The sequence below is a fragment of the Agrobacterium genomosp. 2 str. CFBP 5494 genome (assembly GCF_900013495.1).
GTDB classification, from domain to species: Bacteria; Pseudomonadota; Alphaproteobacteria; order Rhizobiales; family Rhizobiaceae; genus Agrobacterium; species Agrobacterium pusense.
On record NZ_LT009718.1, the window covers coordinates 2,858,806 to 2,884,592 of the forward strand.

Here is a 25,787-nt window from a genome sequence, read left to right on the forward strand (position 1 = left end):
TTCGGATAACAAAAAAAGATTAGCGGAACGCGATATTCAGCCAACGGTCCTCTTCATAGACCGCCCCAATTTCGCTTTAATCCTCGCACCTCCTTTGCCTCGCAAAGCCTTGAACCGCCGCACGTTCGAACTGCCTTGAACGGAGCCGGCACGATGACGGGATCGCGTGCGCATGACGATTAAAGACCGCCGGTTTATATTCCAGGAGCTGCGCAGCGTCGAAGGTTACATCGACCCACCGGATGCGCTCGTCTTCAAGGCACTTCTGCAGGCGCAGACGAAAAGCGCCCTTAGTGGCGGCATCGCGGAAATCGGCGTCTATTACGGTCGCTCCTATTTCCTGCTGCGCAAATTCGCGCAGAGTCAGGAAAAGGTGCTGGGCGTCGATCTTTTCGATCTGGACCCGCCGCAAGACGGCAGCCTCGACCAGTATGAACGCCTGATGGAAAACGGCCGCCGGCTGGGTTTCACAATGGATCGGGACCTCATCATCAAGGGCGACAGCACGCGGCTGACACCAGACGACATCACGTCCCGCATCGGTCCGGCACGCTTTTTCAGTATCGATGGTGGCCATCACCTGCATCACGTGCTGGCCGATGCGAAACTGGCCATGGAGGTGATCGCGCCGCACGGCATCATCGTTTTCGATGACACCTTCAACCCCGCCTGGCCGGAAGTGACGGTGGGTGTCGCCGATTTCCTGCGCACCCACGGCCACAGCCTCGTCTGCTTCGGCATGACGAAATACAAGACCTATGTGTGCCACCGCGAATTTCACGCAACCTATGCCGGCGCGATTGCCGAAGATACCGATCTGCAGGCGCTTGCCCATGTCGAGACGCAGTTCCTCGGCGCGAAGGTGGTGCGTCTGCACAATCCGATGCGCCGACGGGTGATGTATGAGCTGATGGTGCGCTCCGGCCTTGGCGGTTTTTCGGAACGAATTTACCGCTCGAAAGTTAAACAGGTCAAAGAAGGGGTCGCCTCGACATAACGCATGTGTGAACGCAGCGTTCGCTTGAAACGCGGCGTGAGCGTACATATCTGTCACGTGGGTTCGTGCGGGGTCGGTAACGACCCGCAGCTTACGGCGCGCCTCCGGCGGGTTATTCGCCGATCAAAGAGGGTGCCGTTCCAGACCATAGATAAGGGGGTGCTTTATGGCCCGCAATAGTTTGCCTACGATTACAGCCGGCGAAGCCGGTCTCAATAGATATCTCGACGAAATCCGCAAATTCCCGATGCTGGAGCCGCAGGAAGAGTACATGCTTGGCAAGCGTTATGCCGAGCATGGCGACCGCGACGCCGCGCACAAGCTCGTCACCAGCCATCTGCGTCTCGTGGCCAAGATCGCCATGGGCTATCGTGGTTACGGCCTGCCGATCGGCGAAGTCGTTTCCGAAGGCAATGTCGGCCTGATGCAGGCGGTGAAGAAATTCGATCCGGAACGCGGATTCCGTCTGGCCACCTATGCAATGTGGTGGATCAAGGCCTCGATCCAGGAATATATCCTGCGCTCGTGGTCGCTGGTGAAGATGGGCACAACTGCCAACCAGAAGCGTCTGTTCTTCAACCTGCGCCGTCTGAAGGGCCGCATCCAGGCCATCGACGATGGCGACCTGAAGCCGGAGCATGTCAAGGAAATCGCGACGAAGCTGCAGGTGTCTGAAGAAGAAGTCATCTCGATGAACCGCCGCCTGCATGGCGACGCATCGCTGAATGCGCCGATCAAGGCGTCCGAAGGCGAGTCCGGCCAATGGCAGGACTGGCTGGTGGACGACCATGACAGCCAGGAAGACGTGCTGATCGAGCAGGACGAACTGGAAACCCGCCGCCGCATGCTGGCGAAAGCCATGGGCGTGCTGAACGACCGCGAACGCCGCATCTTCGAGGCCCGCAGACTTGCCGAGGAGCCGGTGACGCTGGAAGAACTCTCGTCCGAGTTTGACATCAGCCGCGAGCGCGTGCGCCAGATCGAAGTCCGTGCCTTTGAGAAGGTGCAGGAAGCGGTGCAGAAGGAAGCGCTGGAAGCGGCGCGCGCCCTGCGCGTGGTGGATGCGTAAGATAGCCCGCTCATGACGCCAATGCGCTGACCATGAATCATCCTCGGCCTTCGGCCGGGGATTTTTTGTTGGTAAAAGGCGGGCGATAGGAAATGGTCTGCCTCTGAGACCGACGATAGTGCTGGAGGAAAACCGGTAGGAAAAATATCGATGCTTCAGAGGATGCCGCTTACCCCCTCTGCCCTGCCGGACATCTCCCCCACAGGTGGGGAGATCGGCAAGACGCGCTACCGCCGCTTCATCCTCGACCGTTGAGTTGGTCGAGACCTCGCGGCATATCGATCTCCCTCCCTGTGGGGGAGATGCCCGGCAGGGCAGAGGGGGGTGAGCCGCACCCACCAACATCCCCGAAGCCCATCACCTGACACAGCAAAGACACCGCCGTAGCCATGTAACGAAAAGGGCGGCCTGAGCCGCCCTTTCAATCCTTATTGACCGCCCGTCGCCGGCGCTGATGCCGCCCATTCGCTGAGCGCCTTGTCGAAAGCGGCGATGCCGTCATTGCCCTTTTGCAGGGTCAGCAGCGCACGGCGGCCATTGCGGTAGGACACCGGAATATCGATCCAGTTGCGGCTCTTCAGAAGCTCCAGATTGGTCTTCATCGCATCCGGGAAGTCGTTGAGCGCGATCATGTGGAAATCGTCGGTGATCTTGGCCGGAACGGCGATCAGCGCGTTGCCGCGATCCTGCTCGGTGCTCTTCATCGCAATACGCTGGACGCTGTCGATCGCGCCGCCTTCAAAGCCGGGCGAAACCGAGAAGACGATTTCGATCAGATGGCTCGCCGGCAGCGACGGATCGGTGTTGCGTTTGAAGGTGATCAGCGCGCTGAGGCCACGGCCGGGAACGGTAATCTGCCCCTGCACGGTAGGCGAAGGCTTGCCTTCGGCATCATTTTCCTGCTGCAGCGACCAGGACACGCTGCCCTGAATCGCGGTCGGAACCGTCTGGCCCAGCACTTCCTCATAAAGGAACATGCGGTCGCCGGAAGCCGCGGCAGCAGGTTGCTGTCCGGCGGGTGCGCCAGCCGGTGTGCCGGCAGGTGCACCTGTATTGCCGGCCGGGCTTTCGCCTGCCGGTGGAGGCGCAACATTCTGCTCGTAGACCGACTGACCTTCCGCCGTGACGGGCTGGCCGTTCGCGCCCGGTGCCTGGCCCTCGTCACGCTCGGTGCCATCGGCCAGAAGCCGCTGGGTGAACTTTGTGCCGGTAACCGAACCATCATCGCCATGCGACTGGTTCGGGTGGTTGTTTGGTGTGGCCGTCGGTTGCTGCTGGCCGGCCGCAGGCGGCTGCTGGGTCGCGGGCGGCGTGGTGGGCTGCGTCTGCGCCGTCTCCGGCGAAGATGTCTGGGTACCACCGTTCTGGGCAGAATTGACCAGCCCGCCGACCATGTCGTTCAGCGCATCGCGGTTCAGCCAGAAGGCATAACCACCGCCGGCAAGCAGCGCCACGCCCACAAGTGCCAGCACCACGGAGGCATAGTTGCGGCGCGGCTTCTTCTTGACCATGTAGGCAGGCGTTGCCGCAGCCGCGCCGAGGCCGGGCGTTTCATCCGAAGACTGGCGGGTGGTGGACGACGCGCCGTCGTAACCGATCAGCTCGTCCAGATCATCCCAGGGCGTACGCTCCCTGTTGTCCTTCGCCTGCGCCTGATCGCCGAAGGGATCGTTATCGGCACGCGGCAGGACGGGGGCGTCTTTGGCGGGAATGGCGATATCCGCATCCTGAAAATAGGACGAGAAATCTTCCACGACGGCCTTTTTCGGAGTGGCCTCCTCGCTCTGCCGCTGCTCGGAAAACTCGTCGCGGGCGCCGAAAGCCGGAGTCTGGCCGAACCGCTGATCCGCATCGTCCCGCCTTTCGGGATCCAGCGTCACTTCCGGTTCCTGATAATGATGCGCGGGATAATCGGCAACGAGGGGATGCTCATCCGCCTCGGCGCGCCTGTCGGCATAATCGTCTGCCGCGCGCAGGTCCTCGTCCCGCGCCTCATCCAGCTTGCGCCAGTCATCTTCATCCACCGGCTGCGCCCAGTGGGCCGGAACGGACGCATCCTCTGCGAGCGGTGCGGTTTCGAATTCACGATCATGCTCGTCGGCCGAACGATAGGCGGGCTCTTCCTCCGCACGGGTGAAATAGGTTTGATGCACCTCGTCGGAAGCGACGGGCGATACCGGCACCACGGGCGCGGGCGCCTCATAAAGCTCTTCCGGCTCGGCTTCGCCATGCTGTTCTACGCGCGGCTCTTCGTGTGGGTCAGCGTAAACCTGCTCATCCCGCTCGGCTACGGGCGTTTCACGGCCGGGTTCTTCTTCGGTGGCCTGCTCTTCGTAGACCGGCTCGCGCTCGTCGGCCTCGACGGGGGCGGGCTCTTCATAAACCTGCTCCTGCTCTTCGTGCGTAACAGGCTCGGCGGCATGCGCCGCGCGGTCGTCTTCTTCGATTTCGTGCTGATGGTAAGGCGCGGCCGCGTCTTCCGCGACGGGGGAGAACGCGTCATCCTCCTCCAGCGCCGGAAGCGCCTCGGCATATTCGCTGTCCACTTCGGCAATGGCGGCGTCCAGCTTGGCGATCTGCCGGCGCAACAATTCTTCCGGCGGACGTGGCTTCATATTCTCGAGCTGGCGCACAACCGCACTGCGCGCCTTGTCGTAAACCTTCGCCCGGTTTTCGGGAGTATTGTTCGCCAAGCCATCCACGGCCTTGCGAATGACTGCTACAAAATCCGCCATAAGCACTTTCTCGTCGTGACCGGCGACGTACCGGCCCGATATGGTTTATGAATCTAGATCGCCGAGGACATTAATCCTCAAACGGATCAGTCACAAGTATGGTGTCGTCACGCTCGGGACTTGTCGACAGAAGCGCAACCGGCGCCCCGATCAGTTCCTCCACCTGCCGGACGTATTTGATTGCCTGAGCAGGCAAATCCGCCCATTTTCGGGCACCGACGGTAGATTCTTTCCAGCCTTCCAGCGTGATGTAGATCGGCTCCACACGCGCCTGCGCGCCCTGGCTGGCTGGAAGATGATCGATTTCCTGCCCGTCAAGCTTGTAGCCGACGCAGATTTTCAGCTCATCCAGACCGTCGAGAACGTCAAGCTTGGTCAGCGCAATGCCGGTAATGCCGTTGGTGGCGACCGACTGGCGCACCAGCGCGGCATCGAACCAGCCGCAACGGCGCTTGCGGCCCGTGACGGTGCCGAATTCATGACCCTTTTCACCCAGGAACTGACCGATTTCGTCATTGAGTTCGGTCGGGAACGGGCCTTCGCCAACGCGCGTGGTGTAAGCCTTGGTGATGCCGAGGATATAACCCAGCGAACCAGGACCCATGCCCGAACCGGCAGCGGCCTGGCCGGCAACCGTGTTGGAAGAGGTCACATAGGGATAGGTGCCGTGGTCGATATCGAGCAGCGAACCCTGCGCGCCTTCAAACAGGATGCGGGCACCGGCGCGGCGCTTCTTGTCGAGCAGCAGCCACACGGTTTCGCTGAACGGCAGGATGCGCTCGGCAATCGAGCCCAGCTCTTCCATGATCGTTTCATGCGAGACTTCGGCCGCACCGAAACCGCGACGAAGTGCGTTGTGATGCGTCAGGATGCGATCGACCTTGGCGGAAAGCGCCTCCATGTCGGCGAGATCCATGACGCGGATAGCGCGGCGGCCGACCTTGTCTTCGTAAGCCGGGCCGATGCCACGGCGTGTGGTGCCGATCTTGGTGCCGCTGTTGGAGGCGGCGTCCTCGCGCATGCCGTCCAATTCACGGTGCAGCGACAGAATGAGCGTGGCATTGTCGGCGATACGCAGGTTTTCCGGGGTAACCTTGACGCCCTGCGCTTCCAGACGGCCGATTTCGGCGATCAGCGCATGCGGGTCGACGACGACGCCATTGCCGATGACGGCGAGCTTGCCGGGACGCACGACGCCGGACGGCAGAAGCGAAAGCTTGTAGCTGACACCATCAATGACAAGCGTGTGGCCGGCATTGTGACCGCCCTGGTACCGCACGACGACATCTGCCCGCTCGGACAGCCAGTCAACAATCTTGCCTTTGCCTTCGTCGCCCCATTGCGAGCCGACCACCACAACATTCGTCATTTCTTGCTTTCCTGCTCATGGCGCTTGCACGCCCGATAACCCGATGGGAAACCCAAACCCGCGAATGTATACTGTGTTGTTTTACGGAAAGCGACCCTGTTTCTTATGGAGAATTTTGCTTTTTCCGTGACAAGCCGCGGATTTCCCGCATTATCTCGCCCCGTGGGCGGCCAAGCGCGGGTGCAAGGCCGCCGCTCACCCCTCACCGTTTTCCCGCCCTTATGAAGAAGCGAAACATCAGCGTGCCTTCGAAAGCCTATATCGCCCTCATCATCGCCACGCTCTGCTGGGGCGGCAACACTGTTGCCGGCAAGCTCGCCGTCGGCCACATCAGCCCCATGGCCTTCACCTTCCTGCGCTGGGTCTTCGCCGTCGCCATCATATTTGCCATTTCAGTGCCGCAGTTGATCAAGGACTGGCCGGTGGTGAAAAAACGCCTGCCCTATTTCTTCGTGCTCGGCAGCGTCGGTTACACGGCCTTCAACGTATTTCTCTACACGGCCCTGCAGCACACCTCGGCCATCAATGCCGCCGTCATACAGGCCGGCATTCCCATGGTCATTTTTGTTCTGAACTTCATCCTGTTCCGTACCCGGGTGCTGCTCGGCCAGATCGCCGGTTTCTGCCTGACCATTGCAGGCGTGGCGCTGCTCGCCTCGCATGGCGATCCGGTCTCGCTGCTGCAACTGGAAATGAATGTCGGCGACGCCGTCATGCTGCTCGCCGTGCTGGTTTATGCCATCTACACCGTCATCCTGCGCTGGAAACCCACGGTCGACTGGCGGACGTTGATGGCCATCCCCGCCTTTTTCGCACTGCTTACGTCTGTACCGCTGGTCTTCTGGGAAATGTCGCGCGACAGCGTCGTCTGGCCGGATCAGAAGGGCTGGGTGCTGGTGGTCTATGCCGCCATTTTTGCGTCACTCATCGCACAGATCCTTTACATCAAGGGCGTCGAACAGATCGGCGCCAATCGCGCCGGCCTGTTCATCAATCTGGTGCCGGTTTTCGGCACGTTGCTGTCGGTCGTCGTGCTCAGTGAGACCCTGCACACCTACCAGATCGCAGCGCTCATCATGGCGCTGGCCGGCATTGCCGTGGCGGAACGAAAAAAATCGCCGGCTTCCTGAACCCACAGGGTCAGAAAACCGGCGCAGTCTGGCAGGCATGAAAGGATGGGTTTAAAGCGCGGTTTCGCGCTCGACCGGAGAAAGGGCGGCATTGCCAAGGACGATATCGCCCTTATCGGTGGTGACGATCAGCACTTTTTCGAGCGATCCGTCATTGTTCAGCGAAAAGGCAAGGCGCAACGCACTGGAAGACCAGCCAGCGCCGGCGAGGGCGGCGCGCTTGATCGCGGCGCAGTCACCGCAATCTCCAAGGTTTGCAGAAGGCGTTGCCGGAAGATCGGTTGCGAGACCGGAAAAATAATCGTCGAGCGCGCCCATGGTGGTGTTCACATCGCGGTTGACGCGCAACAGTTCCTCACGGCGCTCGGCCGTCAGCGGCGCCGCGATGGTCGAAACGCATTGACCTGCGGAAAGGACGCAGCCATCGAAACCATCAGGTGCGGAAACACCAATCTGCGTAACGGCGGACCTCTCGACGGCGGCAAAACCGCGGGCAAAACCGGCAGCGCCAGCCGCGTCGGCATGGTTGGACATGGAAGCAACGGCAATTCCGCAGATGGCGGCAGCAATAATCTTCTTCAGCATTTTCATACCCCGTTTTGCGATCCGCCGGCTTGTGCCGGTCTCGATTTAGTTGTGAAGCATCTCTTTCAAGGGACGTTCTCTGTCTGTGATCCCACAATGGCACAACACTGTTTTCAGCCGCTTTAAGCCGATTGCTACAATTTTACCGGTTTTCATTTTTGTACAGCGGGCACGATTTATGAACATGCGCCGGTATCGTCGCCGCGGATTCCGCGGCAACGTCGGGAAGAGAAAAAGGGGCCGCATCGCTGCGGGGGTATCAAAGGGTGGCAGAGGGTTTTGCAAACGATGCAGCCCCGGCTTCAAACACATGGCCCGCCCGCCAAACCGGTTCCTGTTTGGAGGATGGGCATATGCCGGCCGCCCTGACCGTGACATCGGGAAACTCCCCGGTTTAGGCCGCCTGCCCCGCCCATCCTGCGCCGCGCGCACGCCTGATGACCGGTATGGGCAAAGTATAGTCTGGCCGGCAGCACCGGGGACGCGCGGGGATGACGCATTCTGAAAAAAGGCGCCGGGAGGTGGTTTCGCCCCATCCCGGCCACAGGAATTTTCAGCGGGTTAACGCCCGCCCGATCGGCGGCATTTGAATTAACCTTGTCTTAAAACCCGACGTTAATGGTTAGCAATTTAAGAATAACGGAACGAAAGGGTTCCGTTATGCGTGGCGTATTTGCCGTTGTTTTCCTGATGCTCGTTCTCGCCGGCTGCGCCACCGCACCGTCGCAGGTGACCAATGCCTGTGCGATTTTCGAGCAGCGCAACGGCATCTTCAACAATTGGCGGCGTGATGCGAAAGCGGCAGAACGAGAGTTCGGCGTGCCCGTGCCTGTCATGATGGCGACGATCTATACCGAATCCGCCTTCCGCCCTTATGCGCGGCCTCCGCGCACCAAGCTGCTGGGCTTCATTCCCTGGAAACGGCAATCGACGGCCTATGGCTACGCCCAGGCACTCGACGGCACATGGAGTGTTTACCAGCGAGAAACCGGCCGCTGGTCGGCAAGCCGTACCGATTTCACCGATGCCATCCACTTCGTCGGCTGGTATCACGCCAAGAGCCGCCGCGAAAACGGCATTGCACTGAACGATCCCTATAACCTCTACCTTGCCTATTATTCCGGCCATGCCGGTTATGCGAAGGGAAGCTGGCGCAACAATTCAGCCGTCCAGAAGGCTGCCCGCCGCTCCGCCAACATGGCGTTGCGTTACGAGGCGCAGTTGCAGCAGTGCGGGTATCGTTGAGGCTGGGCGGGACGAGGCTGGTCTAGGGATTACTTGACGGAGCAGTAAATCCCTTCTCCGTCATCCTCGGGCTTGACCCGAGGATGACCTTGAGTTTGGGCGAATGCACATCATCCGCGCCCCGTCACCCCGGACTAGATCCGGGGTCCAGTGCGATCAAGTCCTTGATCGCGAAAGACTCTTTTCACGGCACAGACGCGCCGTGGCTGGATGCCGGGTCAAGCCCGGCATGACGGAAGACAGCATCACTCCCCGTAAACCGAGAGAAATTCCCGCACGGCATCAATCTCGCTGGAGCGAATTTCATGCCCGCCCGGATGCCATACCGTCTCCACGGCTCCACCCTGCGCCTTCAGGCTCTGTTCCAGCGCCTTGGTCAGCGGCACCGGGCAGATCGGATCGCGCTCACCCGCCGTGATCAACACCCGGCGCGTGGCTTTGGCAGGGGAAATCTTCGGCTCGAACGGGATGAGCGGATGCATCAGCACTGCGGCATCGAAAAGCCCGGGCTGTTCGATCAGCACATTGGCGAGAATATTTGCGCCATTGGAAAAGCCGAGACCGATGACCGGACCGGCCTGATATTGCTCCCGGTTGGCCTTGACGAAATCGGCAAGCTTCCCGGTAGCCCGGGCAAGATCGGCCATGTCGTACACGCCCTCGCCGGTGCGGCGGAAAAACCGCGCCGCGCCGTGTTCGGAGACATCACCGACAGGCGAGAGGATGGTTGCCTGCGGCAGGAGACGCGAGCCGAAATCGAAGAACTGGTTTTCATCACCGCCAGTGCCGTGCAGCAGGACGAAAAGCGGTGCACCGACAGCACCGGCGCGGGACTTGTGGAAATAGCTGTCCTTGGTCATCGAAAAATCCTTTCTGGAAGGAGAGGTTCAGTGGCATCCACGCGGCTTTTTCAGCCGAACGGAGCATTCCCATGTGGAGCAAGTGCCGCTTGTTTCTTCTCCCCGAGGAGGGAGAAGGTCGCGGCAACATCCTGCCAAAAGCCATCGAGCGATTAAGCAGCCTTCTCATCCCCCAGCGGCTCCAGATGCTCTTCCAGCACGGAGCGCAGATGCGCATGCTGGGTCGGCAGCTTCAGCGCCTCGCCGAGATGGGCGGTGTCTTCGTCGCGGTCGAAACCCGGCTCGTTGGTGGCAACTTCAAACAGCACGCCGCCCGGCGTGCGGAAATAGATCGCCCAGAAATAATCGCGGTCGATGACGGGTGTCACCTGATAGCCGGTGTCCATCAGCGCCTTGCGCACCTCCAGCTGCTTTTCGCGGTTTTCGACCGCAAAGGCGATGTGGTGCACGGAGCCAGCACCCAGCCGCGCGCCTGATATATTCGGCATGGTTTCGATGTCGATGAAATCGGCACCGTTGCCGCCGGGCATACCAAGGCGTAGCACGCCGTCCTGACGGTCGACTTCCTGATAACCCATGAATTTCAAAAGCTCGGCCGTCGCACCTTCATCGCGAAGTCGCAGCGACGCACCCTGAAAACCATGGATCGCCTGATCCTGACCGACGCCATTGCCGATCCACTGCGCACGGTTGTCATCCCTGACCTCGACCAGCGCAAAACCGTCACCATCGGGGCCTGCGAAATGCAGGCGCTTGTTTCCAAAGGCTTCGTCGGCCTTCAGGCCATCCACGCCGGCCTTCGAAAGACGCTCCTGCCAGTAGCCGAGCGACCCGTCCGGTACGGAAAACAGCGTCGTGCCCACTTCGCCGGTGCCGGGACGGCCGCGGGCGATATGTGGAAACGGGAAATAGGTCATGACAGAGCCGGGCGTGCCGACTTCATCGCCATAATAGAGATGATAGACATCAGGCGCGTCGAAATTGACCGTCTTCTTTACCCGGCGCAGGCCGAGCGTATCGGTGAAAAAACTGTTGTTCTGGCGCGCGCTCGCCGCCATGGATGTGACGTGGTGCAGGCCCTTGATCTGGTTGAGCATGATAAACCCCTTCTTGCCTGGCGGGCCGCATGGTTGGGCCCGTCCTTTTCATGGCGTAAAGATGGGGTAACAGTGCTCTCGGGCATAGAGTGGACAACGGGAACGGATTGTTCCCGAATGGTGAACGATAAAACCGACTGTTCAACGACCGATGGGCCAGTCAATGATCGTCAGCGACACCCAGGCTCCAGTAACCGACCGCGCGCAGAGCAGCTTTCGGCACGGAAATCTCGTCGGTAAGGAAGAATTTTGCCGCCCTCGCCTCGGATTTTTCGCAGGCGACAAAGACATGCAATCCTTCATGGTCCCCGCTCCAGGCATGGTCGCGCAGCGCTTTTTCAATAAGGCCGGCGGTGCCGGCGGCCTTGCCGCGACGATAGAGCCATGTCCACTCGACATTTGCCGCGCAAACGATTTCCTGCCGCTCGGCTTCGTCATCGATCTCGGCATAGACGCTGAGCTTCTTCCCGGCCGGCATTTCGGCCGCCATGCGCAGCATCACCGGCAGCGCCGTCTCGTCGCCGGCAAAGACATAACGTTCGGCCTCCGGGCAGACACCGCTCGGGCCTATGATGCCGAGAACATCACCGGGCCTGGCCGTTGCGCCGAATGTCGCGCCCGGCATGTGGTCACCCTCATGCATGACGAAGTCGATATGGACTTCACCGCGCGCGATATCGCCGGAACGGATGGTGTAGACGCGGCGCGTGAGAAGATCCTCGCCCGCCGGCCAGACGATGGCCCCGGTGGGCGCAAGATAAGGCCAGACCGGCGCTCGGGCCTGATCCGGGACCAGAAGCAGCCGCACATGCATGCCGCCCGTCATCAGCCTTTCAATGCCGCTTTCGACGGAAACCACCAGCCGGCGCATATGCGGCGTCAGATTATAGGCGCGGGCAATCTTGCCGACGAAAAGATTGGGCAGTTCGCGCTGCTGCGCGCCATGGCCGCTCCAGCGGAAATCCAGCCCCGTCTCCCCGGAAAACTCGACAATATGCTCGGCCACCATGGCCTTGACCGACATCAATATATGTTCGGAAATGCAGCTGACGCTTGCGGCGAAACGACCGCCTTCTGCGCTGAAGCGGCCATGGCCGTATTCGGTCTTGAACCGAACCGTCGCGCCTTCGCGCTCCATCTCCATATGCTCGGAAAAATGATCCTCGAAAGCATCGACGATCGACAGCGGATCGGGCAGTGAGACGGAGGTTTCGGCAGACAGGAGAGACACGGGCATAATCCTTCACTTCATAGTCTAGTATTCTTTAGACCGGAGGCTGCCGCGCGTAAAGACATTTTGGTTTTGAATCCCGTCATGCCGGACATGATCCGGCATCCAGCCAGCCCAAGTCTTTGGGCTGAAAGGACTCTTCTCGCCGCGCAGACGCGCGTCGGCTGGATTCCGGCTCACGGCCGGAATGACGGAAGTATATGCAGGGAGGGCTTACACCGATTCCGGCAATTGCCAGTCGATCGGGTCGCGGCCATGGGAGATGAGAAAGGCATTCGCCTTGGAAAAATGGCCATTACCGAAAAAGCCGTTATGGGCGGAAAGCGGTGACGGGTGCGGCGAGCGCAACACCAGATGTTTGCGCTGGTTCACAAAGGCCGCCTTCTTCTGGGCATAGGAACCCCAGAGCAGGAAGACGACATGGTCGCACTCGTCGTTGACGGCGCGGATGACGGCGTCGGTGAATTTTTCCCAGCCCTGCCCCTGATGCGAGGCGGCGCGGGCCTCTTCCACCGTCAGCACGCTGTTGAGCAGTAGCACGCCCTGTTTCGCCCAGCTTTCCAGAAAACCGTGGCCGACCGGGCGAATGCCGAGATCCGCCTGCAATTCCTTGTAGATATTGACGAGCGAGGGCGGGATGCGCACGCCGGGCTGCACGGAAAAGCACAGTCCATGCGCCTGGCCGGCGCCGTGATAGGGGTCCTGCCCCAATATGACGACCTTCACCTCATCGAGCGGTGTCAGATCGAGAGCGCGGAAATAGTCCGCGCCCTTCGGGAAGATACGCTTGCCGGCTGTCTTTTCGGCAAGCAGGAACTCTTTCAGCTTTTGCATGTAGGGGCTGGCGAATTCTGCGGAAAGCACGCGCTTCCAGCTGTCTTCGAGTTTAACGCCTGCCTCTGCCATGCCTGCCTCCATCAGAGCTTATTTGAACCGGTTGCCGCGCTGCAGCACTTCGATCTTGTAACCATCGGGATCGCAAATGAAAAAATATTTTGCGAAAGGCTGACCCTTGTAATCGGCCTCGATGATCTTGCCGGGGGAAAGCCCGATCTCGTTGAAGCGCTGATGCTCGGCGTCAACATCGGCAACGCTGACGGCGAGATGGCCATAACCGTCGCCCAGCGCATAGGGCACTTCGCGGCCACGGTTGACGGTCAGCTCCAGCTCGAAATCGCCCTCGGCATTGCTGAGATAGATCAGCGTGAAATTCTCGAACTCGGCGCGTTCCGCCACTTCAAGCCCGAAAGCCTGTTTGTAAAATTCCACCGAACGCTTTTCGTCCAGCACCCGGACCATCGAGTGGATCAGCTTGGCCATGGTGTTTTCCTTCTTCTTCCTGTTGACGGCCCGGTTATGCTCCAGGCATCGCGGCCAAGGGGATAAAGACAGTGTGCGGCGCTTTCAACCCTAAAGGCGCGACACAGGGCCGGGGAGAACGCAGATCACGGCAAATGTGATGGCAAAAGCTGCCGGTTTCCGGTGCAGTGGAGCCTGCGGCAACGGGACCCATCCTTTTCGGCCCACCGCTCTATCCTGAGTGGTAAAGTCATGATACCGGCTAGGCATGCGCCTTTTATACCTCTGTCTTGGCTGGCTTATGGTCGCGACCGGCATTGTCGGCGCGTTTCTTCCCGTTTTGCCCACCACGCCTTTTCTGCTTCTGGCGCTCTGGTGTTTTTCCCGCTCCTCGCCAAAACTCGAGGCGTGGCTTCTCGCCCATCCCAGATACGGCCCTTCCCTGCGGCGATGGCGCGAACGCGGCGCAATAGCCCGCAAAGCCAAGATCGCAGCGCTTTCGGCCATGTCCGTCAGCTACGCCGCTTTCTGGTTCCTGAGCGAGCCGCCGCCGTTGCGCGCAGCCGTCGTCGCCGCCGTCATGCTGGGCTCCGCGCTCTTCATCGCCACCCGCCCGGAAAATTGAGGCGGAGGACAGCCCCTATCGGTGGCGAGACTGCGGAAGTACGTAGGGAATATGCCGCGCCGGCAGCCGGCCGACGACACCACCAATGCCATAGACCCTTGCAATGGTCTCATCGCTGATCGTTTCCAGCGATGGGCCACTGGCCGTCACCCGGCCGCCATGCATGACGATAAGTTGATCGGCAAATTCCGCGGCCAGATTGAGATCGTGCAGGATGGCGAGAACCAGCCCGCCGCCGCTTGCAAAATCCCGCGCCGTTTCCAGCACGGCGATCTGGTGGCCGATATCGAGACTTGCGGTGGGCTCGTCGAGGAAGAGCGCCCTTGCCTCGCCATTTTCAACCGGGTTCGGTACCTGCGCCAGCGCCCGCGCAAACTGCACCCGCTGCTGCTCGCCGCCTGAGAGCATATTGTAGGACCGCTGTTCGAAACCGCGCAGCCCGGCCTTGGCAAGAGCCCGGCGGGCCTGCTCTTCCGGCGCACGCGACCCCTGCGCGACCGCCCCCATGCGGACGATTTCGAGCGCGGTGAAAGGGAAGGCGAGCTGGGTGCTCTGGGGCAGCACGGCGCGGAGCCGCGCAAGCTGGACCGGCGTGAACACCGGCAGGTCGACATCATTATAGGTCACCAAACCGGCCTCAGCGCGCATCTCGCCCGAGAGAACCTTCATCAGCGTGGATTTGCCGGCACCGTTGGGACCGATGATGACATTGACCTTGCCGGGTTTCAGATCGACGCTGACTTCATCAAGCAGCCGACGGCCGGAGCGGATGAGGGTAAGGTTTTCGGCCCGGATCATGACATGTTCCGCATGGAAAAACCGCCGCGTCCCAGCAGCAGGAACAGAAAGACCGGCGCACCGATGAGCGCCGTGACGACGCCGATCGGCAGTTCCGCCGGTGCGGCCACCGTGCGGGCGAAACTGTCGGCCAGCAGCAAAAGCGCCGCCCCGCCAAGGGCGGAGGCCGGCAACAGGAAACGATGCGACGGGCCGATGGCGAGGCGAAGCAGATGCGGCACGACGATACCGACAAAGCCGATGGAACCCGCCGCCGCCACGCTCGCCCCGCAGGCGGCGGCAACGGCCAGAATGACGACCCGTTTCAGCCGCTGCACCGGTATTCCCATATGGAAGGCGGCCGCATCCCCGAGGATCAGCGCATCCAGCCCGCGCGCGACGAAGGGAATGATGGCGAGAACGACGATGATGAAAGGCAGGGTGGCCAGTACCTTGGCGGGCGTTGCCCCGCCGAGAGAACCGAGCGACCAGAAGGTGATGTCGCGCAGCGCCCGGTCATCGGCGACGAATATCATCAACCCGGTCATCGCACCGCTGATGGCCGCCACCGCAATGCCGGCCAGAATGAGTGTGGTGGTTGAGGTCGCGCCGTCCTTCGTGGCGATCAGATAAAGCACCCAGGTGTTCAGGAGCCCGCCGAAGAAGGCCATGATCGGCAGGAAGTGAGGGCCGAAAAACAGCGCGACCGTGGCAAGCGCGCCTTCCCCGAGCGAAATGGCGGCGACAGCAAAGAGCGCAGCGCCCGAGGTGACGCCGACAATACCGGGATCGGCCAATGGATTGCGGAACAGGCCCTGCATCATCGCCCCTGAAACAGCGAGTCCCGCGCCGATCAACATGCCGAGCGCCGTGCGCGGCAGGCGCACCGCCTCGAGAATGATCCTGTCGCGCGCATCGAGCTGATCCGCGCCGCCGGTGAGATAGGCAAGGAGTTCGGAGATGCCGACGCCCGTGGGTCCGCTGATCAGCGATACGCCACAGGCAAACAGCAGGATGCCGACGAGCACGACAAGGGCAACAACGCCCTGACGGGATCTGTCGCCCGCAACGCTGCCCTCGGTCGAACTCAAGACGGCTAGGCTCACGGCTTCACCACATCAGGATAGAGCTTGTTTGCCAGCTCCCGGCCTGCAGCGGGCGTGCGGGGGCCGAAACCGATAAGATAAAGCCCATCCATGCTGATGAGCGCCTTGCTGGCGGCGGCGGGTGTAGACTGGAACGCGGGAAGCGCGAAAGTCTCATCCGCCTTGGCGGCGTGGTCGCCGCGCGCCATTGTGAGTACCACGTCGGGCGCCGCGGCAATGACCGCCTCGTCCGTCAGCGGTTTGTAACCGGTAATGTCCTCCGCCGCGTTGATACCCCCAGCCATTTCGATGATCGCCGCCGCCTCTGTATCCTTGCCCGCCGCCATGACGCGGCCACCGGCAGTGGAAAGCACGAACAGAACGCGTTTCCGGCCCTGTTCCGGCACGGCGGAGACGTCCTTGGTGAGCGCATCAAGCCCCGCCCTGGTCTCGGCAGCCAGCGCCTTCGCCTTGTCCGAGAGCCCCACGGCCGCACCGACATCCTCGATCTTTTTAGGGATTGCATCGCCGCTCGGCGGCGTATCGACGGTGACGAAAGGCACCGCGCTGGCTTTCAGGATGGCGATGACGTCCGCCGGGCCTGAGCCGTCTTCGGAGAGAATGAGATCGGGTTTCTGCGACAGGATACCTTCTGAAGACAGTGCCCGCATATAACCGACGTCAGGCTTTGCAAGCGCATCGGCCGGATAGCTGCTGGTGCTGTCGCGCGCCACGATACGGTCTCCTGCGCCCAGCGCATAAAGGATTTCCGTAACCGTACCGCCCAGGGCAACGATGCGTTTAGCCTCCGGATTACCCTTGTCCGAAGCCATGGCGGCCGGCGCGGCAAAGGCAATTGCGGCGGGCACGAGGGCGGCGAAAACAAAGGAACGAAGACGGGAATTCAACATGGCGTTATCCTGAAAAACGACCCGGCGCAGGTTCACCCGCGCCACTAATCTTGAGTTATTTACACATGTTTATACGCCGCGCAATCGATAAGTGGAGTATTTTTGTTCGCTTTGGCGTGAACCCCTTCCCAACCCCGTCCGCGGACGATATCCTGACTGAAACAGGAAACTTAAAGGGAGACTTTCATGTTTATCGCAATGAACCGCTTTCGCGTCGTGCCGGGTTACGAAGACACATTCGAATCCATCTGGCGCGAGCGCAAATCGCATCTGAGCGAATTGCCGGGCTATATCGAATTTCACATGCTGAAGGGCCCGAAGGCGGACGATCACACGCTTTATGCTTCGCACACCGTCTGGGCCACCAAGGACGATTTCCTTGCCTGGACGAAATCCGAACAGTTCCGCGCCGCCCATGCCAAGGCCGGCGAGAACCGCGGCAAGGTGGAATATCTCTCCGGTCCGCATTTCGAAGGTTTCGACGTCATCATCCACGAAGACAAGAATGGCGAGCGCCGTTCGATTGCCGCCTGAGGCTAACCGATGAGCATTGCAGTCCAAAAGACGGACGACGACAGGCGGGCACGCGCCGCCGCCGCGCTCGCTGAAAAACCTGATGGCATCGTGGAGGCCATCGCCTCCAAGGCCGAGGTGACGCCGGCCGAGATTTTGGCGATCCTGCCGGAAGGTGCGGCCGTTTCCGCTGCCGCCGACCGCTTCGATGCGATCTGGAACGAGATGCGCGGCTGGGGTGAAATCCTGATGATCGTGCAGACCGGCGATATCGTGCTGGAAGTGCCGGGCCACCTGCCGGAAGGCAGCGAAAGTCACGGCTGGTTCAATATCCACGGCGACAGCCCCATCGGCGGTCACATCAAGAAGGACAATTGCGCCGGCATCACCTTCGTCGACCGCGGCTTCCACGGACGCCGCTCCTGTTCCGTCTGGTTCATGAATGCCGCCGGCGGCGCCATGTTCAAGGTGTTCGTCCGCCGCGACGAGAACAAGGAGTTGCTGGCCGAACAACTGGCGAAGTTCGAAGCGCTGCGGAACGGTTTCCGCGGCTGAGAGCTGAGCGGAGGCCGCCGGCAAGGAGTTGCTCCCTTGGACGATGCGGCCTCCCTCCACACTAGACGCGTGTCGACTGGAGTCCTGTGGCAAGCATGGGAATGAGGGCGGAGGGGATGCAAATGGCATAGATCCTCCCGTCGGTCCCTTGCCATCCACACCAAATGTCCACCTGACCGGGTTTGAAAATCCGGTTCATCGCACGTTCAGTGCCGTTTTTTATCATCCGGTTCAATTCCACCGGAACCAGCACGGAGCAAGCACCATGACCGACCACCAGCCCCTTCTTTCGCGCCGCAGTTTCGCCGGTCTTCTCGCGCTTGCCCCGCTCTTTGCGGCAGGCGGCGCGGCGGCGGCACCGGCGAGCCTGCGCGGCAGCGTCTCCTATCGCGAACGCATCGCCCTGCCGCCGGGCGCAACCGTTACCGTGCGCCTGATCGATGTGTCGCTGGCGGACGCGCCGTCGCAGACGATTGCCGAAACCACCATTCGCCCGCGCGGCCAGGTGCCGGTGCCCTTCGTGCTGCGTTATGACGACCGCGACATCCGTGGCCGCCGCTCCTATGCGCTGAGCGCCGAAATCCGCGACCGCGACCGGCTGCTCTTTACCACCACCCGGCGCTATTCCGTCCTGACCGGTGGCCGCGACGATACCGATCTCGTGCTGGAGCGCGTCGGCGCCGGCCCGGGCCGCCCGGAGCCGGAAGCCGGTATCGACGGGCGCTGGCTGGTCGAGGAAATCCGCGGCGAGAGGGTTCGCGGCCGCCGGCAGGCGACGCTGGAAATCTCCCGCGAAGGCCGCGTTTCCGGAAATGCCGGCTGTAACGGCATTGGCGGTGAAGTGAAGATCAACCGTAACCGTGTCGATTTCGGCCGGATGATTTCCACCCAGATGGCCTGCGCGCCAGACATCATGCGCCAGGAGCGGCAGTTCATCGAAGCCCTGGAAGGCGCCCGCTCCTTCAGGCTGGAGCCACGCCGCGGCGCGCTGGAACTGCTCGACGGCCGCGGCCGCACGGCAATGCGCCTGCACCGCGCCTGAGGTTGGCGACCGCCCCGGCAAAACACACCGCGTCGCCGTGCTGGCCATGGAACATTCCATGTCGCTTCCGGCACGGCGCGCTTCCCTTTCCCGCCCTATGACTTTGACTGCGTTCGTCTTGACGCTTTGCTCCACCGCGGAGCTGCGCTATGGAACGCGCCGAACTGCGTCGGCTGATACCGGCGCGACGTCTCTGAGGGAAAACGAATGACATCCTATGTTCTGACCGTAGCCTGCAAATCGACCCGCGGCATCGTCGCCGCGATTTCCGGTTATCTGGCGGAGAAAGGCTGCAATATCGTCGACAGTTCGCAGTTCGACGACCTCGAGACCGGCAAGTTCTTCATGCGCGTCTCCTTCATCTCGGAAGAGGGCGCCTCCCTTGAAGCCATTACCGACGGGTTCCGGCCGGTGGCGGAAAAATTCGGCATGGAAGCGGATATCTACCCGGACGGCCAACGCATGAAGACGCTGCTGATGGTGTCGCGTTTCGGCCATTGCCTCAACGACCTGCTCTATCGCTGGAAGATCGGCGCGCTGCCGATCGACATCGTCGGTGTCGTGTCCAACCATTTCGATTACCAGAAAGTGGTCGTCAACCACGACATCCCCTTCCACCACATCAAGGTGACGAAGGAGAACAAGCCGAAGGCCGAAGCCCAACTCATGGAGCTGGTCGAGACAACAGGCACGGAACTCGTCGTGCTCGCCCGCTACATGCAGGTGCTCTCCGATGACCTCTGCCGCAAGATGTCAGGCAAGATCATCAATATCCACCACTCCTTCCTGCCGAGCTTCAAGGGCGCGAACCCCTACAAGCAGGCCTATGAGCGCGGCGTGAAGCTGATCGGCGCGACAGCGCATTATGTAACAGCCGATCTCGACGAAGGCCCGATCATCGAGCAGGACACGGTGCGGATCACCCACGCGCAATCAGCCGATGACTACGTTTCGCTTGGTCGCGACGTGGAAAGCCAAGTGCTTGCCCGCGCCATCCACGCCCACATCCACCACCGCACATTCATCAACGGCAACCGCACCGTGGTCTTCCCGCCAAGCCCGGGAAGCTATGCTTCCGAGCGGATGGGGTGAAATCGGGATACACCTGATAAAGCCGGCGGAATTATTTTCGCCGGCCAGCAACCCAGCATATCCAGTAACCGTTTCTTCGCCGTAGCCTAACAGCGAGGTCATTCACATGAAAAAGCTCGTCATTACCGGCGTCGCGTTGCTCATCGCGGCGGGGTCCGGTTTCGCCCAGCAGCCGCCCCCACCGCCGCCGGGACCGGCGGATACCAGTCAAAGCGCCGATGCTCCACCACCGCCTCCTCCTCCCGGCCCTGGCGGCCCCAAGGAAGCAGGCTGGCGCGGCGGCCCGCATGGCAAGAGAATGCCGCCACCACCCTCCAAGGCGGCGCATTTCAGGATCGAAGACGGCGAACGCAAGATCGACGTCAAATGTGCCGATGACGAGCCGATGAAGGCCTGCGCCGACATCATGATGCAGATCATCGACAAGATGAACGAATAGGGCCGGCAGGTCCTGCACTGAGGCGGCGCAGCAGCGCCGCTTCAGGGAAACACCACCCGCGCTCTCAGCCCACGCCCACCCGCACCATCCTCCAGCATCAGCCGCCCGCCGAACAGCCCGGCTATCTCCTCGATGATCGCAAGGCCGAGGCCCGCGCCGGGGGCGGCGTTTTCTTCGCCGCGGGCGAAGCGCTGGCGAACCATGGCGCGTTTTTCAGGCGGGATGCCTGGGCCGTTATCTTCCACTTCCAGCCAGACGACGCCCGTCTCCCTGCCCACGCGCACGGTGACTTCCGCGCCGCGACCGGCATAATTGATGGCGTTGGAAACGAGGTTGCCGATCAACTCGCCGATCAAGAGCGGTTCGGCGAGAATGGTCGCCTCGCCCTCGCCTTCGAAACCGAGATCGATACCCGCCTCAGCGGCGCGCGGCACGAAATCGGCCGTCACGTTCTGCGTCACAGCCACGAGGTCTATCGCGGAAAAATCATGTTTCTCGCTGGAGCCGGCAGCATCGATATTGGCCATGCGCAGAAGTTGGGCAAGGATATGCTCGGCATGGGCGACCGATGCCCCACCCTTCAGCGCCGCCGCCTGCGCTTCCTCAAGGCTGGCGGCGCGGGCGGAAAGAGCCAGCTGGGTGCTGATGATGGCAAGCGGTGTGCGCAGCTGGTGGCTGGCATTGCCGGTGAAATGCCTGAGCGCATCGAGCGCCGATTGCAGCCGCACCATGAAGGAGTTTACCGTCTCCACCAGATTTTCCACCTCGACAGGCACGGATTGGCGGATGGGGTGCAGATCGTTCGGGCTGCGCTCGGCAATGGCTTCACTGAGCCGGTAAAGCGGGCGCAGCGAAATCGTCACCGCGATCCAGACGATGATCGCCGCCCCGACGATCATCAAAAGCAGGCGCAGCGCCGAGCGCAGGATGATGGCCTGCGCCAGCTGGCTGCGGGCAATGGTGGTTTCGGCAACCGTGACGGAAAAGGGCACGGAATTAATGCCAGTGGAAGCGAAACGCCTGATGGCAGCGATGCGGATCGGTTCATCGCGAAACACGGCATCACGATAGGCGGGCGTATCACCCTTCGGGTTCGCGACCGTCGGCAGGTTCTGATAGCCGGTGAGGAATTGCCCGTTCGGCCCGTCGACACGGTAAAAAACCCGGTCCTGGGCAGCCGATGTCAGCATTTCCAGCGCCACATAGGGAATGTCCACTTCCAGCGAACCGTCCTCGGCCACCACCACCCGCTCGGCAATGGCGAGCGCGGAACCGGAAAGCACCCGGTCTGAAACCACATTGGCGGTGTTAACCGCCTCGCGCCATGTATCGGTCAGCGCAACGCAGCCGATGATGGCGGTGGAGATGAGGAGCCAGCCTAGAAGTCGCCGCCTGAGCGAATAGGCGGCCTGTATCATTCAGCCATCTCCGGCAGCTTTTCGAGATAATAACCGATGCCGCGCGCCGTCTTCACCGTCAGCCCGTGCGGCGCGAGCCGCTTGCGCAGGCGGCTGACATATTGCTCGATGGCATTTGCGGAAATATCGTCGTCGAAACCTGTCAGTGACTGCACGATCGCCTCTTTGGCGACAACCTTGCCCGCCCGCATGAACAGCACCTCCAGCAGCGCCACTTCGCGCGCCGGAATATCGAGCGGGCGACCGTCCGCCGAAAAGGTGCGGGAATTAAGATCGAACAGCACCTTGCCGAAACTCAGCGCCGAAGAGCGCAGCCCCGCATTGCGGCGCAGAAGCACCCGCACCCTCGCCTCGAATTCGGTGATATCGAAGGGCTTGATCATGTAATCGTCGGCACCGAGATCGAGCCCCTTGACCTTTTCTTCCGGCGTGCCGCGCGCCGTCAGGATCAGCACCGCCGCCTTGTCCTGACGCGATCGCATGGAGCGCAGCACCTCGATGCCATCCATTTCCGGCAGGTTGAGATCGAGAATGACCAGATCGAAACTTTCCGCTGTAATTGCCGCATCGGCGGAGGCGCCATCGGAAACCACGTCCACCGCATAACCGCTGCCGCGCAGAAGCGCCGAAAGCCCTTCCGACAGCACCTGATTGTCCTCGACCAGCAAAATACGCAAATCTTCCTCCTGCAACATTGCCGAGTTTAACCAGACCCTTACCGCTTGTGAATGGCCAGCGCCTGCGGCATGATCTTTTCCATGCGTATCTGCCTTCTTCTCTGTCTCTGTCTCTGCATGGCCTCGCCTGCGCTTGCCCAGGCCGTCGTTTTTCCGGCTCCCTCCGGCAAGGCGGATGCGCAGACACTGGTGGTCTATTCCTCGCTCGACGAACCGCTGGCGACCCCGATGATCGAGGGTTTCCAGAAGGCCAATCCCGATATTGCCGTCCATTATGAGGATATGCTGACCGGCGAAATCTACGACCGCATCGTGAAAGAAACCGATGCTGGCAAGAAGACCGCCGATTTCGCCTTTTCCTCGGCCATGGACCTGCAGGTGAAGCTGAGCAATGACGGTTATGCCCAGCGGTCGGATCTCGCCATGAGCGCCCGCTGGCCCGCCTGGGCGAACTGGCGCAACACCGCCTATGCGCTGACCTTCGAGCCGGCGGTTTTTGTCTATCACAAGCCAAGCTTCACCACCGAAAAGCCGCCCGCCACCCGCGCCGAATTTGTCGATTATCTCGAACGCCACGCCAAAGAGGTGCATGGCCGTATCGCGACCTATGACATCGAACGCTCCGGCGTCGGCTTCCTGTTCATGTCACGCGATCAGGAACAGTTCGGCGATATATGGAGCGTCATCAAGGCCATGGGTGCCGCGGGTGTGAAGGTTTATTCCACCTCCTCGGCCATTCTAGAGCGCGTCTCCGACGGCCGCTTCGTGATGGGTTACAATATTCTCGGCTCCTACGCGGCAGACTGGGCTTCACGCCACCCGGATGTCGGCATCGTTCTGCCGAAGGATTATACCGTCGTGATGTCGCGCATCGGGCTGGTTCCGGAAGCCGCAGCCAATCCTGAACTCGGCCGCCGCTACCTCGAATTCTTCATGTCCAAGGAAGGTCAGACGATCATGGCCCGGCAATTGCAAATCCCCGCCGTCAGCCCGGAAGTGGCGGGCGAAAACACGGCGAACACCATGCAGGCCATCCACGGTGCGCAATTGCGGCCGGTCCCGGTCAGCCCCGGCCTGATGGTCTATCTGGATCAGGTCAAGCGCACCCGCCTCATCGAGCGTTGGAACGAGGCTTTGCGGTCGCAGTAGGTTTGAGCGCCCCACCATCCCTCAGTCCTGTGCCTGTCACAGAAATGAGGGTGAAGCAGGCTTCAAAGGCGCAAAACAAAGCCATCCACACGCCACAGTGGACGTCCGGCACAAATTAATAGAGAGTAAATGCGCAAGGACTTGCGTTGCGTCAGTTAGATGACAGCTTTTTGTGATGCTCTGCAATCCTTCTTCATTCCGTGGAGGCGGAAGAAGATGCGGGAGGAAATCTTGAGGATTGCCAAGGCCCAGCGTTGAGTTCTCAGCGTCGGCACAGATGCGCCCTGAAGCCCCTTCCGCATAAACGAAAAACGACGCCCAAAAGGGCATCCTGAGGAGGGTTTTCTACGTGAAACATTTTCTTATCGGCACATTTCTGGCGGGCATGATCGCGCTTCCGGTGGCTGCGGCAGATTACACCGTCATCGCACCGGCCAATCCCGGCGGCGGCTGGGACCAGACCGCGCGCTCGCTGCAGAGCGTGCTGCAGGAAGAAGGCATTTCCAAGAGCGTTCAGGTGCAGAACGTACCGGGCGCCGGCGGCACCATCGGTCTTGCGCAATTCGCCAGCCAGCAGAAGGGTAACCCGCACGCCCTCATCGTCGGCGGTTACGTCATGGTCGGCGCGATCCTCACCAACAATGCGCCCGTGACGCTGAAGGAAGTGACCCCGATCGCACGCCTGACCGGCGAATATGAAGCGATCGTCGTTCCGGCATCCTCGCCGCTGAAGACCATCGGCGATCTCATCGACCAGCTCAAGAAGGACCCGGGCAGCGTTTCCTGGGGCGGCGGCTCTGCCGGCGGCACCGACCATATCGCCGTTGGCCTGATTGCCAAGGCAGCCGGCGTCGATCCGACCAAGATCAACTACATCGCCTATTCCGGCGGCGGCGAAGCACTTGCCTCGATCCTCGGTTCGCAGGTCACCGCTGGCGTTTCCGGCTATGGCGAATTCGAAGGCCAGGTGAAGGCCGGCACGCTGCGCCTTCTCGCGGTCACCAGCGAAAACCGTCTTGAGGGCGTCGACGCACCGACGCTGAAGGAAAGCGGCCTCGATGTCGTGGTTCAGAACTGGCGCATGGTTGCGGCCGCTCCCGGCATTTCCGCCGATCAGGAAAAGGCCATCAATGCCGACGTCGAAAAGCTGGTGAAATCCGCCAAGTGGCAGGAAACCCTGAAGACCAAGGGCTGGATGGATACCTATCTCGCCGGTGACGCCTTCAAGGAACAGCTTGCCAAGGACACCGCCGCCACCGAAACCATCCTCAAAGACATCGGACTGGTAAAATGAGCCAGGGTTCCAACCCTTCGCATGATCAAAAGCGTCGCCCCGACTGGGCGGCGCTGGTCATTGCTGTCGCCCTCGTCGCCGTTGCCAGCGTCATCTTCTGGGATAGCGCCCGCCTTGCCAGCGTCACCGGTTATTCCCCTGTCGGCCCGGCAACAGTACCCTACGCCATCGCCTTCTGTCTTGTCGGACTGGCGATCTGGACGGCCGTCGAGGCCTGGCGCGGTGATTTTCCCGAGCGCGACAGGCAGGAAATCGCTCCGGTCGTGTGGGTGATTGCCGGCCTTGCCGCCCAGATGCTGCTGCTGACAGTTGCCGGCTTTTCCATTGCCACCGGTCTGCTGTTCGCCTTCACGGCACGCGCTTTCGGCAAACGCAAGCTCTGGTTCTCGATACCGGTCGGCATTGTGCTGAGTTTTGCCATCTGGATCGTTTTTGCCCAGCTGCTGCAGCTTTCGCTGCCCGCCGGACCTCTGGAACGGCTGTTCTTCTGACAGCCATTCCAACCATATTCGAGATCACCGGAACCGCCGGCGCGCACTGACGCCAAGCCAGCCGTTCCGCCCGCCCTTCCGCTCGACAGGGGGACATCTGTC

At 61.3% G+C, this 25,787-nt stretch carries 26 protein-coding genes; 13 read left to right on the plus strand and 13 right to left on the minus strand.

Translation table 11 applies throughout. The annotated features are described in order from the left end of the window. Positions 1-172 precede the first annotated feature (172 nt). A complete protein-coding gene (locus AGR2A_RS14330; RefSeq protein ID WP_035211706.1) occupies positions 173-997 on the plus strand; it encodes a class I SAM-dependent methyltransferase in 825 nt (274 codons plus the stop codon). A 166-nt stretch (positions 998-1,163) separates the two neighbouring features. After that, a complete protein-coding gene (rpoH, locus tag AGR2A_RS14335; RefSeq protein WP_004443393.1) occupies positions 1,164-2,066 on the plus strand; it encodes an RNA polymerase sigma factor RpoH in 903 nt (300 codons plus the stop codon). A gap of 428 nt (positions 2,067-2,494) precedes the next feature. On the opposite strand, the gene AGR2A_RS14345 is transcribed toward rpoH, so the two are convergent. Together AGR2A_RS14345 and AGR2A_RS14350 are read right to left on the minus strand one after the other, a co-directional pair. Beyond that, the gene (locus AGR2A_RS14345) at positions 2,495-4,801 is read right to left on the minus strand and encodes a hypothetical protein (RefSeq protein WP_072494788.1); all 2,307 of its coding nucleotides are present in this window, start codon (positions 4,799-4,801) and stop codon (positions 2,495-2,497) included. A 70-nt stretch (positions 4,802-4,871) separates the two neighbouring features. Further along, the gene (locus AGR2A_RS14350) at positions 4,872-6,170 is read right to left on the minus strand and encodes an adenylosuccinate synthase (RefSeq protein ID WP_004443399.1); all 1,299 of its coding nucleotides are present in this window, start codon (positions 6,168-6,170) and stop codon (positions 4,872-4,874) included. Between the two features lie 242 nt (positions 6,171-6,412). Here AGR2A_RS14350 and AGR2A_RS14355 point away from each other — a divergent pair, with 242 nt between their 5' ends. After that, positions 6,413-7,300: a DMT family transporter gene (locus tag AGR2A_RS14355; protein WP_072494958.1), complete on the plus strand. Its 888-nt coding sequence runs from the start codon at positions 6,413-6,415 to the stop codon at positions 7,298-7,300. 51 nt (positions 7,301-7,351) lie between these two features. Here AGR2A_RS14355 and AGR2A_RS14360 read toward each other — a convergent pair whose 3' ends face one another. Then, positions 7,352-7,885, minus strand: coding sequence for a transglutaminase-like cysteine peptidase (locus AGR2A_RS14360; RefSeq protein ID WP_037091951.1), 534 nt, complete (start codon positions 7,883-7,885; stop codon positions 7,352-7,354). A gap of 660 nt (positions 7,886-8,545) precedes the next feature. Here AGR2A_RS14360 and AGR2A_RS14365 point away from each other — a divergent pair. Further along, on the plus strand, positions 8,546-9,130 hold the full coding sequence (locus tag AGR2A_RS14365; protein WP_004443407.1) for a transglycosylase SLT domain-containing protein: 585 nt from the start codon (positions 8,546-8,548) through the stop codon (positions 9,128-9,130). A 245-nt stretch (positions 9,131-9,375) separates the two neighbouring features. Here the strand turns inward: AGR2A_RS14365 and AGR2A_RS14370 are convergent, their stop codons facing one another. The 5 genes from AGR2A_RS14370 to AGR2A_RS14390 form a co-directional block, all read right to left on the minus strand. Next, entirely contained in the window at positions 9,376-9,990 is a 615-nt protein-coding gene (locus AGR2A_RS14370) for an alpha/beta hydrolase (RefSeq protein ID WP_022556824.1), read from the minus strand. Between the two features lie 152 nt (positions 9,991-10,142). Next, complete coding sequence (locus AGR2A_RS14375) at positions 10,143-11,087, minus strand: VOC family protein (RefSeq protein WP_072494789.1); 945 nt, start codon at positions 11,085-11,087, stop codon at positions 10,143-10,145. 160 nt (positions 11,088-11,247) lie between these two features. After that, positions 11,248-12,324 (minus strand): siderophore-interacting protein, encoded by a 1,077-nt coding sequence (locus tag AGR2A_RS14380; protein ID WP_072494790.1) that lies wholly within the window; start codon positions 12,322-12,324, stop codon positions 11,248-11,250. A 207-nt stretch (positions 12,325-12,531) separates the two neighbouring features. After that, the gene (gene ung, locus AGR2A_RS14385) at positions 12,532-13,224 is read right to left on the minus strand and encodes a uracil-DNA glycosylase (RefSeq protein WP_004443416.1); all 693 of its coding nucleotides are present in this window, start codon (positions 13,222-13,224) and stop codon (positions 12,532-12,534) included. Positions 13,225-13,242: 18 nt separating this feature from the next. After that, positions 13,243-13,638, minus strand: a complete 396-nt coding sequence (locus AGR2A_RS14390) for a VOC family protein (RefSeq protein WP_004443419.1) — start codon at positions 13,636-13,638, stop codon at positions 13,243-13,245. Between the two features lie 247 nt (positions 13,639-13,885). Between AGR2A_RS14390 and AGR2A_RS14395 the strand changes: the two genes are divergently transcribed. Further along, positions 13,886-14,242 (plus strand): YbaN family protein, encoded by a 357-nt coding sequence (locus AGR2A_RS14395; RefSeq protein WP_004443420.1) that lies wholly within the window; start codon positions 13,886-13,888, stop codon positions 14,240-14,242. A 15-nt stretch (positions 14,243-14,257) separates the two neighbouring features. On the opposite strand, the gene AGR2A_RS14400 is transcribed toward AGR2A_RS14395, so the two are convergent. The 3 genes from AGR2A_RS14400 to AGR2A_RS14410 are packed head-to-tail and all read right to left on the minus strand — an operon-like array spanning position 14,258 to position 17,015. Further along, positions 14,258-15,040 carry a heme ABC transporter ATP-binding protein gene (locus tag AGR2A_RS14400; RefSeq protein ID WP_004443422.1) on the minus strand — a complete coding sequence of 261 codons (783 nt, stop codon included), beginning with the start codon at positions 15,038-15,040 and terminating at the stop codon, positions 14,258-14,260. After that, positions 15,037-16,125, minus strand: coding sequence for a FecCD family ABC transporter permease (locus AGR2A_RS14405; RefSeq protein WP_022556828.1), 1,089 nt, complete (start codon positions 16,123-16,125; stop codon positions 15,037-15,039). The genes AGR2A_RS14400 and AGR2A_RS14405 overlap by 4 nt, the downstream gene beginning before the upstream one ends. Next, complete coding sequence (locus AGR2A_RS14410) at positions 16,122-17,015, minus strand: heme/hemin ABC transporter substrate-binding protein (RefSeq protein WP_004443429.1); 894 nt, start codon at positions 17,013-17,015, stop codon at positions 16,122-16,124. Before AGR2A_RS14410 ends, AGR2A_RS14405 begins: the two co-directional genes overlap by 4 nt. A gap of 186 nt (positions 17,016-17,201) precedes the next feature. Between AGR2A_RS14410 and AGR2A_RS14415 the strand changes: the two genes are divergently transcribed. The 5 genes from AGR2A_RS14415 (at position 17,202) to AGR2A_RS14440 (ending at position 20,656) form a co-directional block, all read left to right on the plus strand. Further along, on the plus strand, positions 17,202-17,549 hold the full coding sequence (locus AGR2A_RS14415; RefSeq protein WP_004429958.1) for an antibiotic biosynthesis monooxygenase family protein: 348 nt from the start codon (positions 17,202-17,204) through the stop codon (positions 17,547-17,549). Positions 17,550-17,558: 9 nt separating this feature from the next. Further along, positions 17,559-18,083: a heme utilization cystosolic carrier protein HutX gene (hutX, locus tag AGR2A_RS14420; protein ID WP_072494791.1), complete on the plus strand. Its 525-nt coding sequence runs from the start codon at positions 17,559-17,561 to the stop codon at positions 18,081-18,083. 265 nt (positions 18,084-18,348) lie between these two features. Further along, positions 18,349-19,125 (plus strand): YbaY family lipoprotein, encoded by a 777-nt coding sequence (locus AGR2A_RS14425; protein ID WP_072494792.1) that lies wholly within the window; start codon positions 18,349-18,351, stop codon positions 19,123-19,125. A 207-nt stretch (positions 19,126-19,332) separates the two neighbouring features. Beyond that, entirely contained in the window at positions 19,333-20,217 is an 885-nt protein-coding gene (gene purU / locus AGR2A_RS14435) for a formyltetrahydrofolate deformylase (protein WP_006700424.1), read from the plus strand. A gap of 106 nt (positions 20,218-20,323) precedes the next feature. After that, positions 20,324-20,656 carry a hypothetical protein gene (locus tag AGR2A_RS14440; RefSeq protein ID WP_072494793.1) on the plus strand — a complete coding sequence of 111 codons (333 nt, stop codon included), beginning with the start codon at positions 20,324-20,326 and terminating at the stop codon, positions 20,654-20,656. A gap of 41 nt (positions 20,657-20,697) precedes the next feature. Here AGR2A_RS14440 and AGR2A_RS14445 read toward each other — a convergent pair whose 3' ends face one another. Both AGR2A_RS14445 and AGR2A_RS14450 read right to left on the minus strand, forming a co-directional pair. Further along, on the minus strand, positions 20,698-22,074 hold the full coding sequence (locus AGR2A_RS14445) for a sensor histidine kinase (RefSeq protein WP_072494794.1): 1,377 nt from the start codon (positions 22,072-22,074) through the stop codon (positions 20,698-20,700). Continuing rightward, a complete protein-coding gene (locus AGR2A_RS14450; protein ID WP_004443444.1) occupies positions 22,071-22,751 on the minus strand; it encodes a response regulator in 681 nt (226 codons plus the stop codon). Before AGR2A_RS14450 ends, AGR2A_RS14445 begins: the two co-directional genes overlap by 4 nt. An 81-nt stretch (positions 22,752-22,832) precedes the next feature. On the opposite strand from AGR2A_RS14450, the gene AGR2A_RS14455 reads away from it, so the two are divergent. The 3 genes from AGR2A_RS14455 to AGR2A_RS14465 all read left to right on the plus strand — a co-directional run bounded on the left by AGR2A_RS14455 (position 22,833) and on the right by AGR2A_RS14465 (position 25,685). Next, the gene (locus AGR2A_RS14455; protein ID WP_006700422.1) at positions 22,833-23,900 is read left to right on the plus strand and encodes an ABC transporter substrate-binding protein; all 1,068 of its coding nucleotides are present in this window, start codon (positions 22,833-22,835) and stop codon (positions 23,898-23,900) included. 385 nt (positions 23,901-24,285) lie between these two features. Further along, complete coding sequence (locus tag AGR2A_RS14460) at positions 24,286-25,194, plus strand: Bug family tripartite tricarboxylate transporter substrate binding protein (protein WP_376750257.1); 909 nt, start codon at positions 24,286-24,288, stop codon at positions 25,192-25,194. Next, positions 25,191-25,685, plus strand: coding sequence for a tripartite tricarboxylate transporter TctB family protein (locus AGR2A_RS14465; protein ID WP_035210454.1), 495 nt, complete (start codon positions 25,191-25,193; stop codon positions 25,683-25,685). The genes AGR2A_RS14460 and AGR2A_RS14465 overlap by 4 nt, the downstream gene beginning before the upstream one ends. The last annotated feature ends 102 nt before the right edge of the window (positions 25,686-25,787 follow it).

Excerpts from the sequence above, each read along its gene's own strand:
- AGR2A_RS14360 (WP_037091951.1), bottom strand. The coding sequence starts at position 7,885 with ATGCTGAAGAAGATTATTGCTGCCGCCATCTGCGGAATTGCCGTTGCT.
- AGR2A_RS14380 (WP_072494790.1), bottom strand. The coding sequence starts at position 12,324 with ATGCCCGTGTCTCTCCTGTCTGCCGAAACCTCCGTCTCACTGCCCGAT.
- AGR2A_RS14410 (WP_004443429.1), bottom strand. The coding sequence starts at position 17,015 with ATGTTGAATTCCCGTCTTCGTTCCTTTGTTTTCGCCGCCCTCGTGCCC.
- AGR2A_RS14345 (WP_072494788.1), bottom strand. The coding sequence starts at position 4,801 with ATGGCGGATTTTGTAGCAGTCATTCGCAAGGCCGTGGATGGCTTGGCG.
- AGR2A_RS14400 (WP_004443422.1), bottom strand. The coding sequence starts at position 15,040 with ATGATCCGGGCCGAAAACCTTACCCTCATCCGCTCCGGCCGTCGGCTG.
- AGR2A_RS14460 (WP_376750257.1), top strand. The coding sequence starts at position 24,286 with ATGATCGCGCTTCCGGTGGCTGCGGCAGATTACACCGTCATCGCACCG.
- AGR2A_RS14465 (WP_035210454.1), top strand. The coding sequence starts at position 25,191 with ATGAGCCAGGGTTCCAACCCTTCGCATGATCAAAAGCGTCGCCCCGAC.
- AGR2A_RS14395 (WP_004443420.1), top strand. The coding sequence starts at position 13,886 with ATGCGCCTTTTATACCTCTGTCTTGGCTGGCTTATGGTCGCGACCGGC.
- AGR2A_RS14350 (WP_004443399.1), bottom strand. The coding sequence starts at position 6,170 with ATGACGAATGTTGTGGTGGTCGGCTCGCAATGGGGCGACGAAGGCAAA.
- AGR2A_RS14365 (WP_004443407.1), top strand. The coding sequence starts at position 8,546 with ATGCGTGGCGTATTTGCCGTTGTTTTCCTGATGCTCGTTCTCGCCGGC.
- ung (WP_004443416.1), bottom strand. The coding sequence starts at position 13,224 with ATGGCAGAGGCAGGCGTTAAACTCGAAGACAGCTGGAAGCGCGTGCTT.
- AGR2A_RS14455 (WP_006700422.1), top strand. The coding sequence starts at position 22,833 with ATGCGTATCTGCCTTCTTCTCTGTCTCTGTCTCTGCATGGCCTCGCCT.
- AGR2A_RS14375 (WP_072494789.1), bottom strand. The coding sequence starts at position 11,087 with ATGCTCAACCAGATCAAGGGCCTGCACCACGTCACATCCATGGCGGCG.
- AGR2A_RS14390 (WP_004443419.1), bottom strand. The coding sequence starts at position 13,638 with ATGGCCAAGCTGATCCACTCGATGGTCCGGGTGCTGGACGAAAAGCGT.
- AGR2A_RS14440 (WP_072494793.1), top strand. The coding sequence starts at position 20,324 with ATGAAAAAGCTCGTCATTACCGGCGTCGCGTTGCTCATCGCGGCGGGG.
- AGR2A_RS14370 (WP_022556824.1), bottom strand. The coding sequence starts at position 9,990 with ATGACCAAGGACAGCTATTTCCACAAGTCCCGCGCCGGTGCTGTCGGT.
- AGR2A_RS14425 (WP_072494792.1), top strand. The coding sequence starts at position 18,349 with ATGACCGACCACCAGCCCCTTCTTTCGCGCCGCAGTTTCGCCGGTCTT.
- AGR2A_RS14445 (WP_072494794.1), bottom strand. The coding sequence starts at position 22,074 with ATGATACAGGCCGCCTATTCGCTCAGGCGGCGACTTCTAGGCTGGCTC.
- hutX (WP_072494791.1), top strand. The coding sequence starts at position 17,559 with ATGAGCATTGCAGTCCAAAAGACGGACGACGACAGGCGGGCACGCGCC.
- AGR2A_RS14415 (WP_004429958.1), top strand. The coding sequence starts at position 17,202 with ATGTTTATCGCAATGAACCGCTTTCGCGTCGTGCCGGGTTACGAAGAC.
- purU (WP_006700424.1), top strand. The coding sequence starts at position 19,333 with ATGACATCCTATGTTCTGACCGTAGCCTGCAAATCGACCCGCGGCATC.
- rpoH (WP_004443393.1), top strand. The coding sequence starts at position 1,164 with ATGGCCCGCAATAGTTTGCCTACGATTACAGCCGGCGAAGCCGGTCTC.
- AGR2A_RS14330 (WP_035211706.1), top strand. The coding sequence starts at position 173 with ATGACGATTAAAGACCGCCGGTTTATATTCCAGGAGCTGCGCAGCGTC.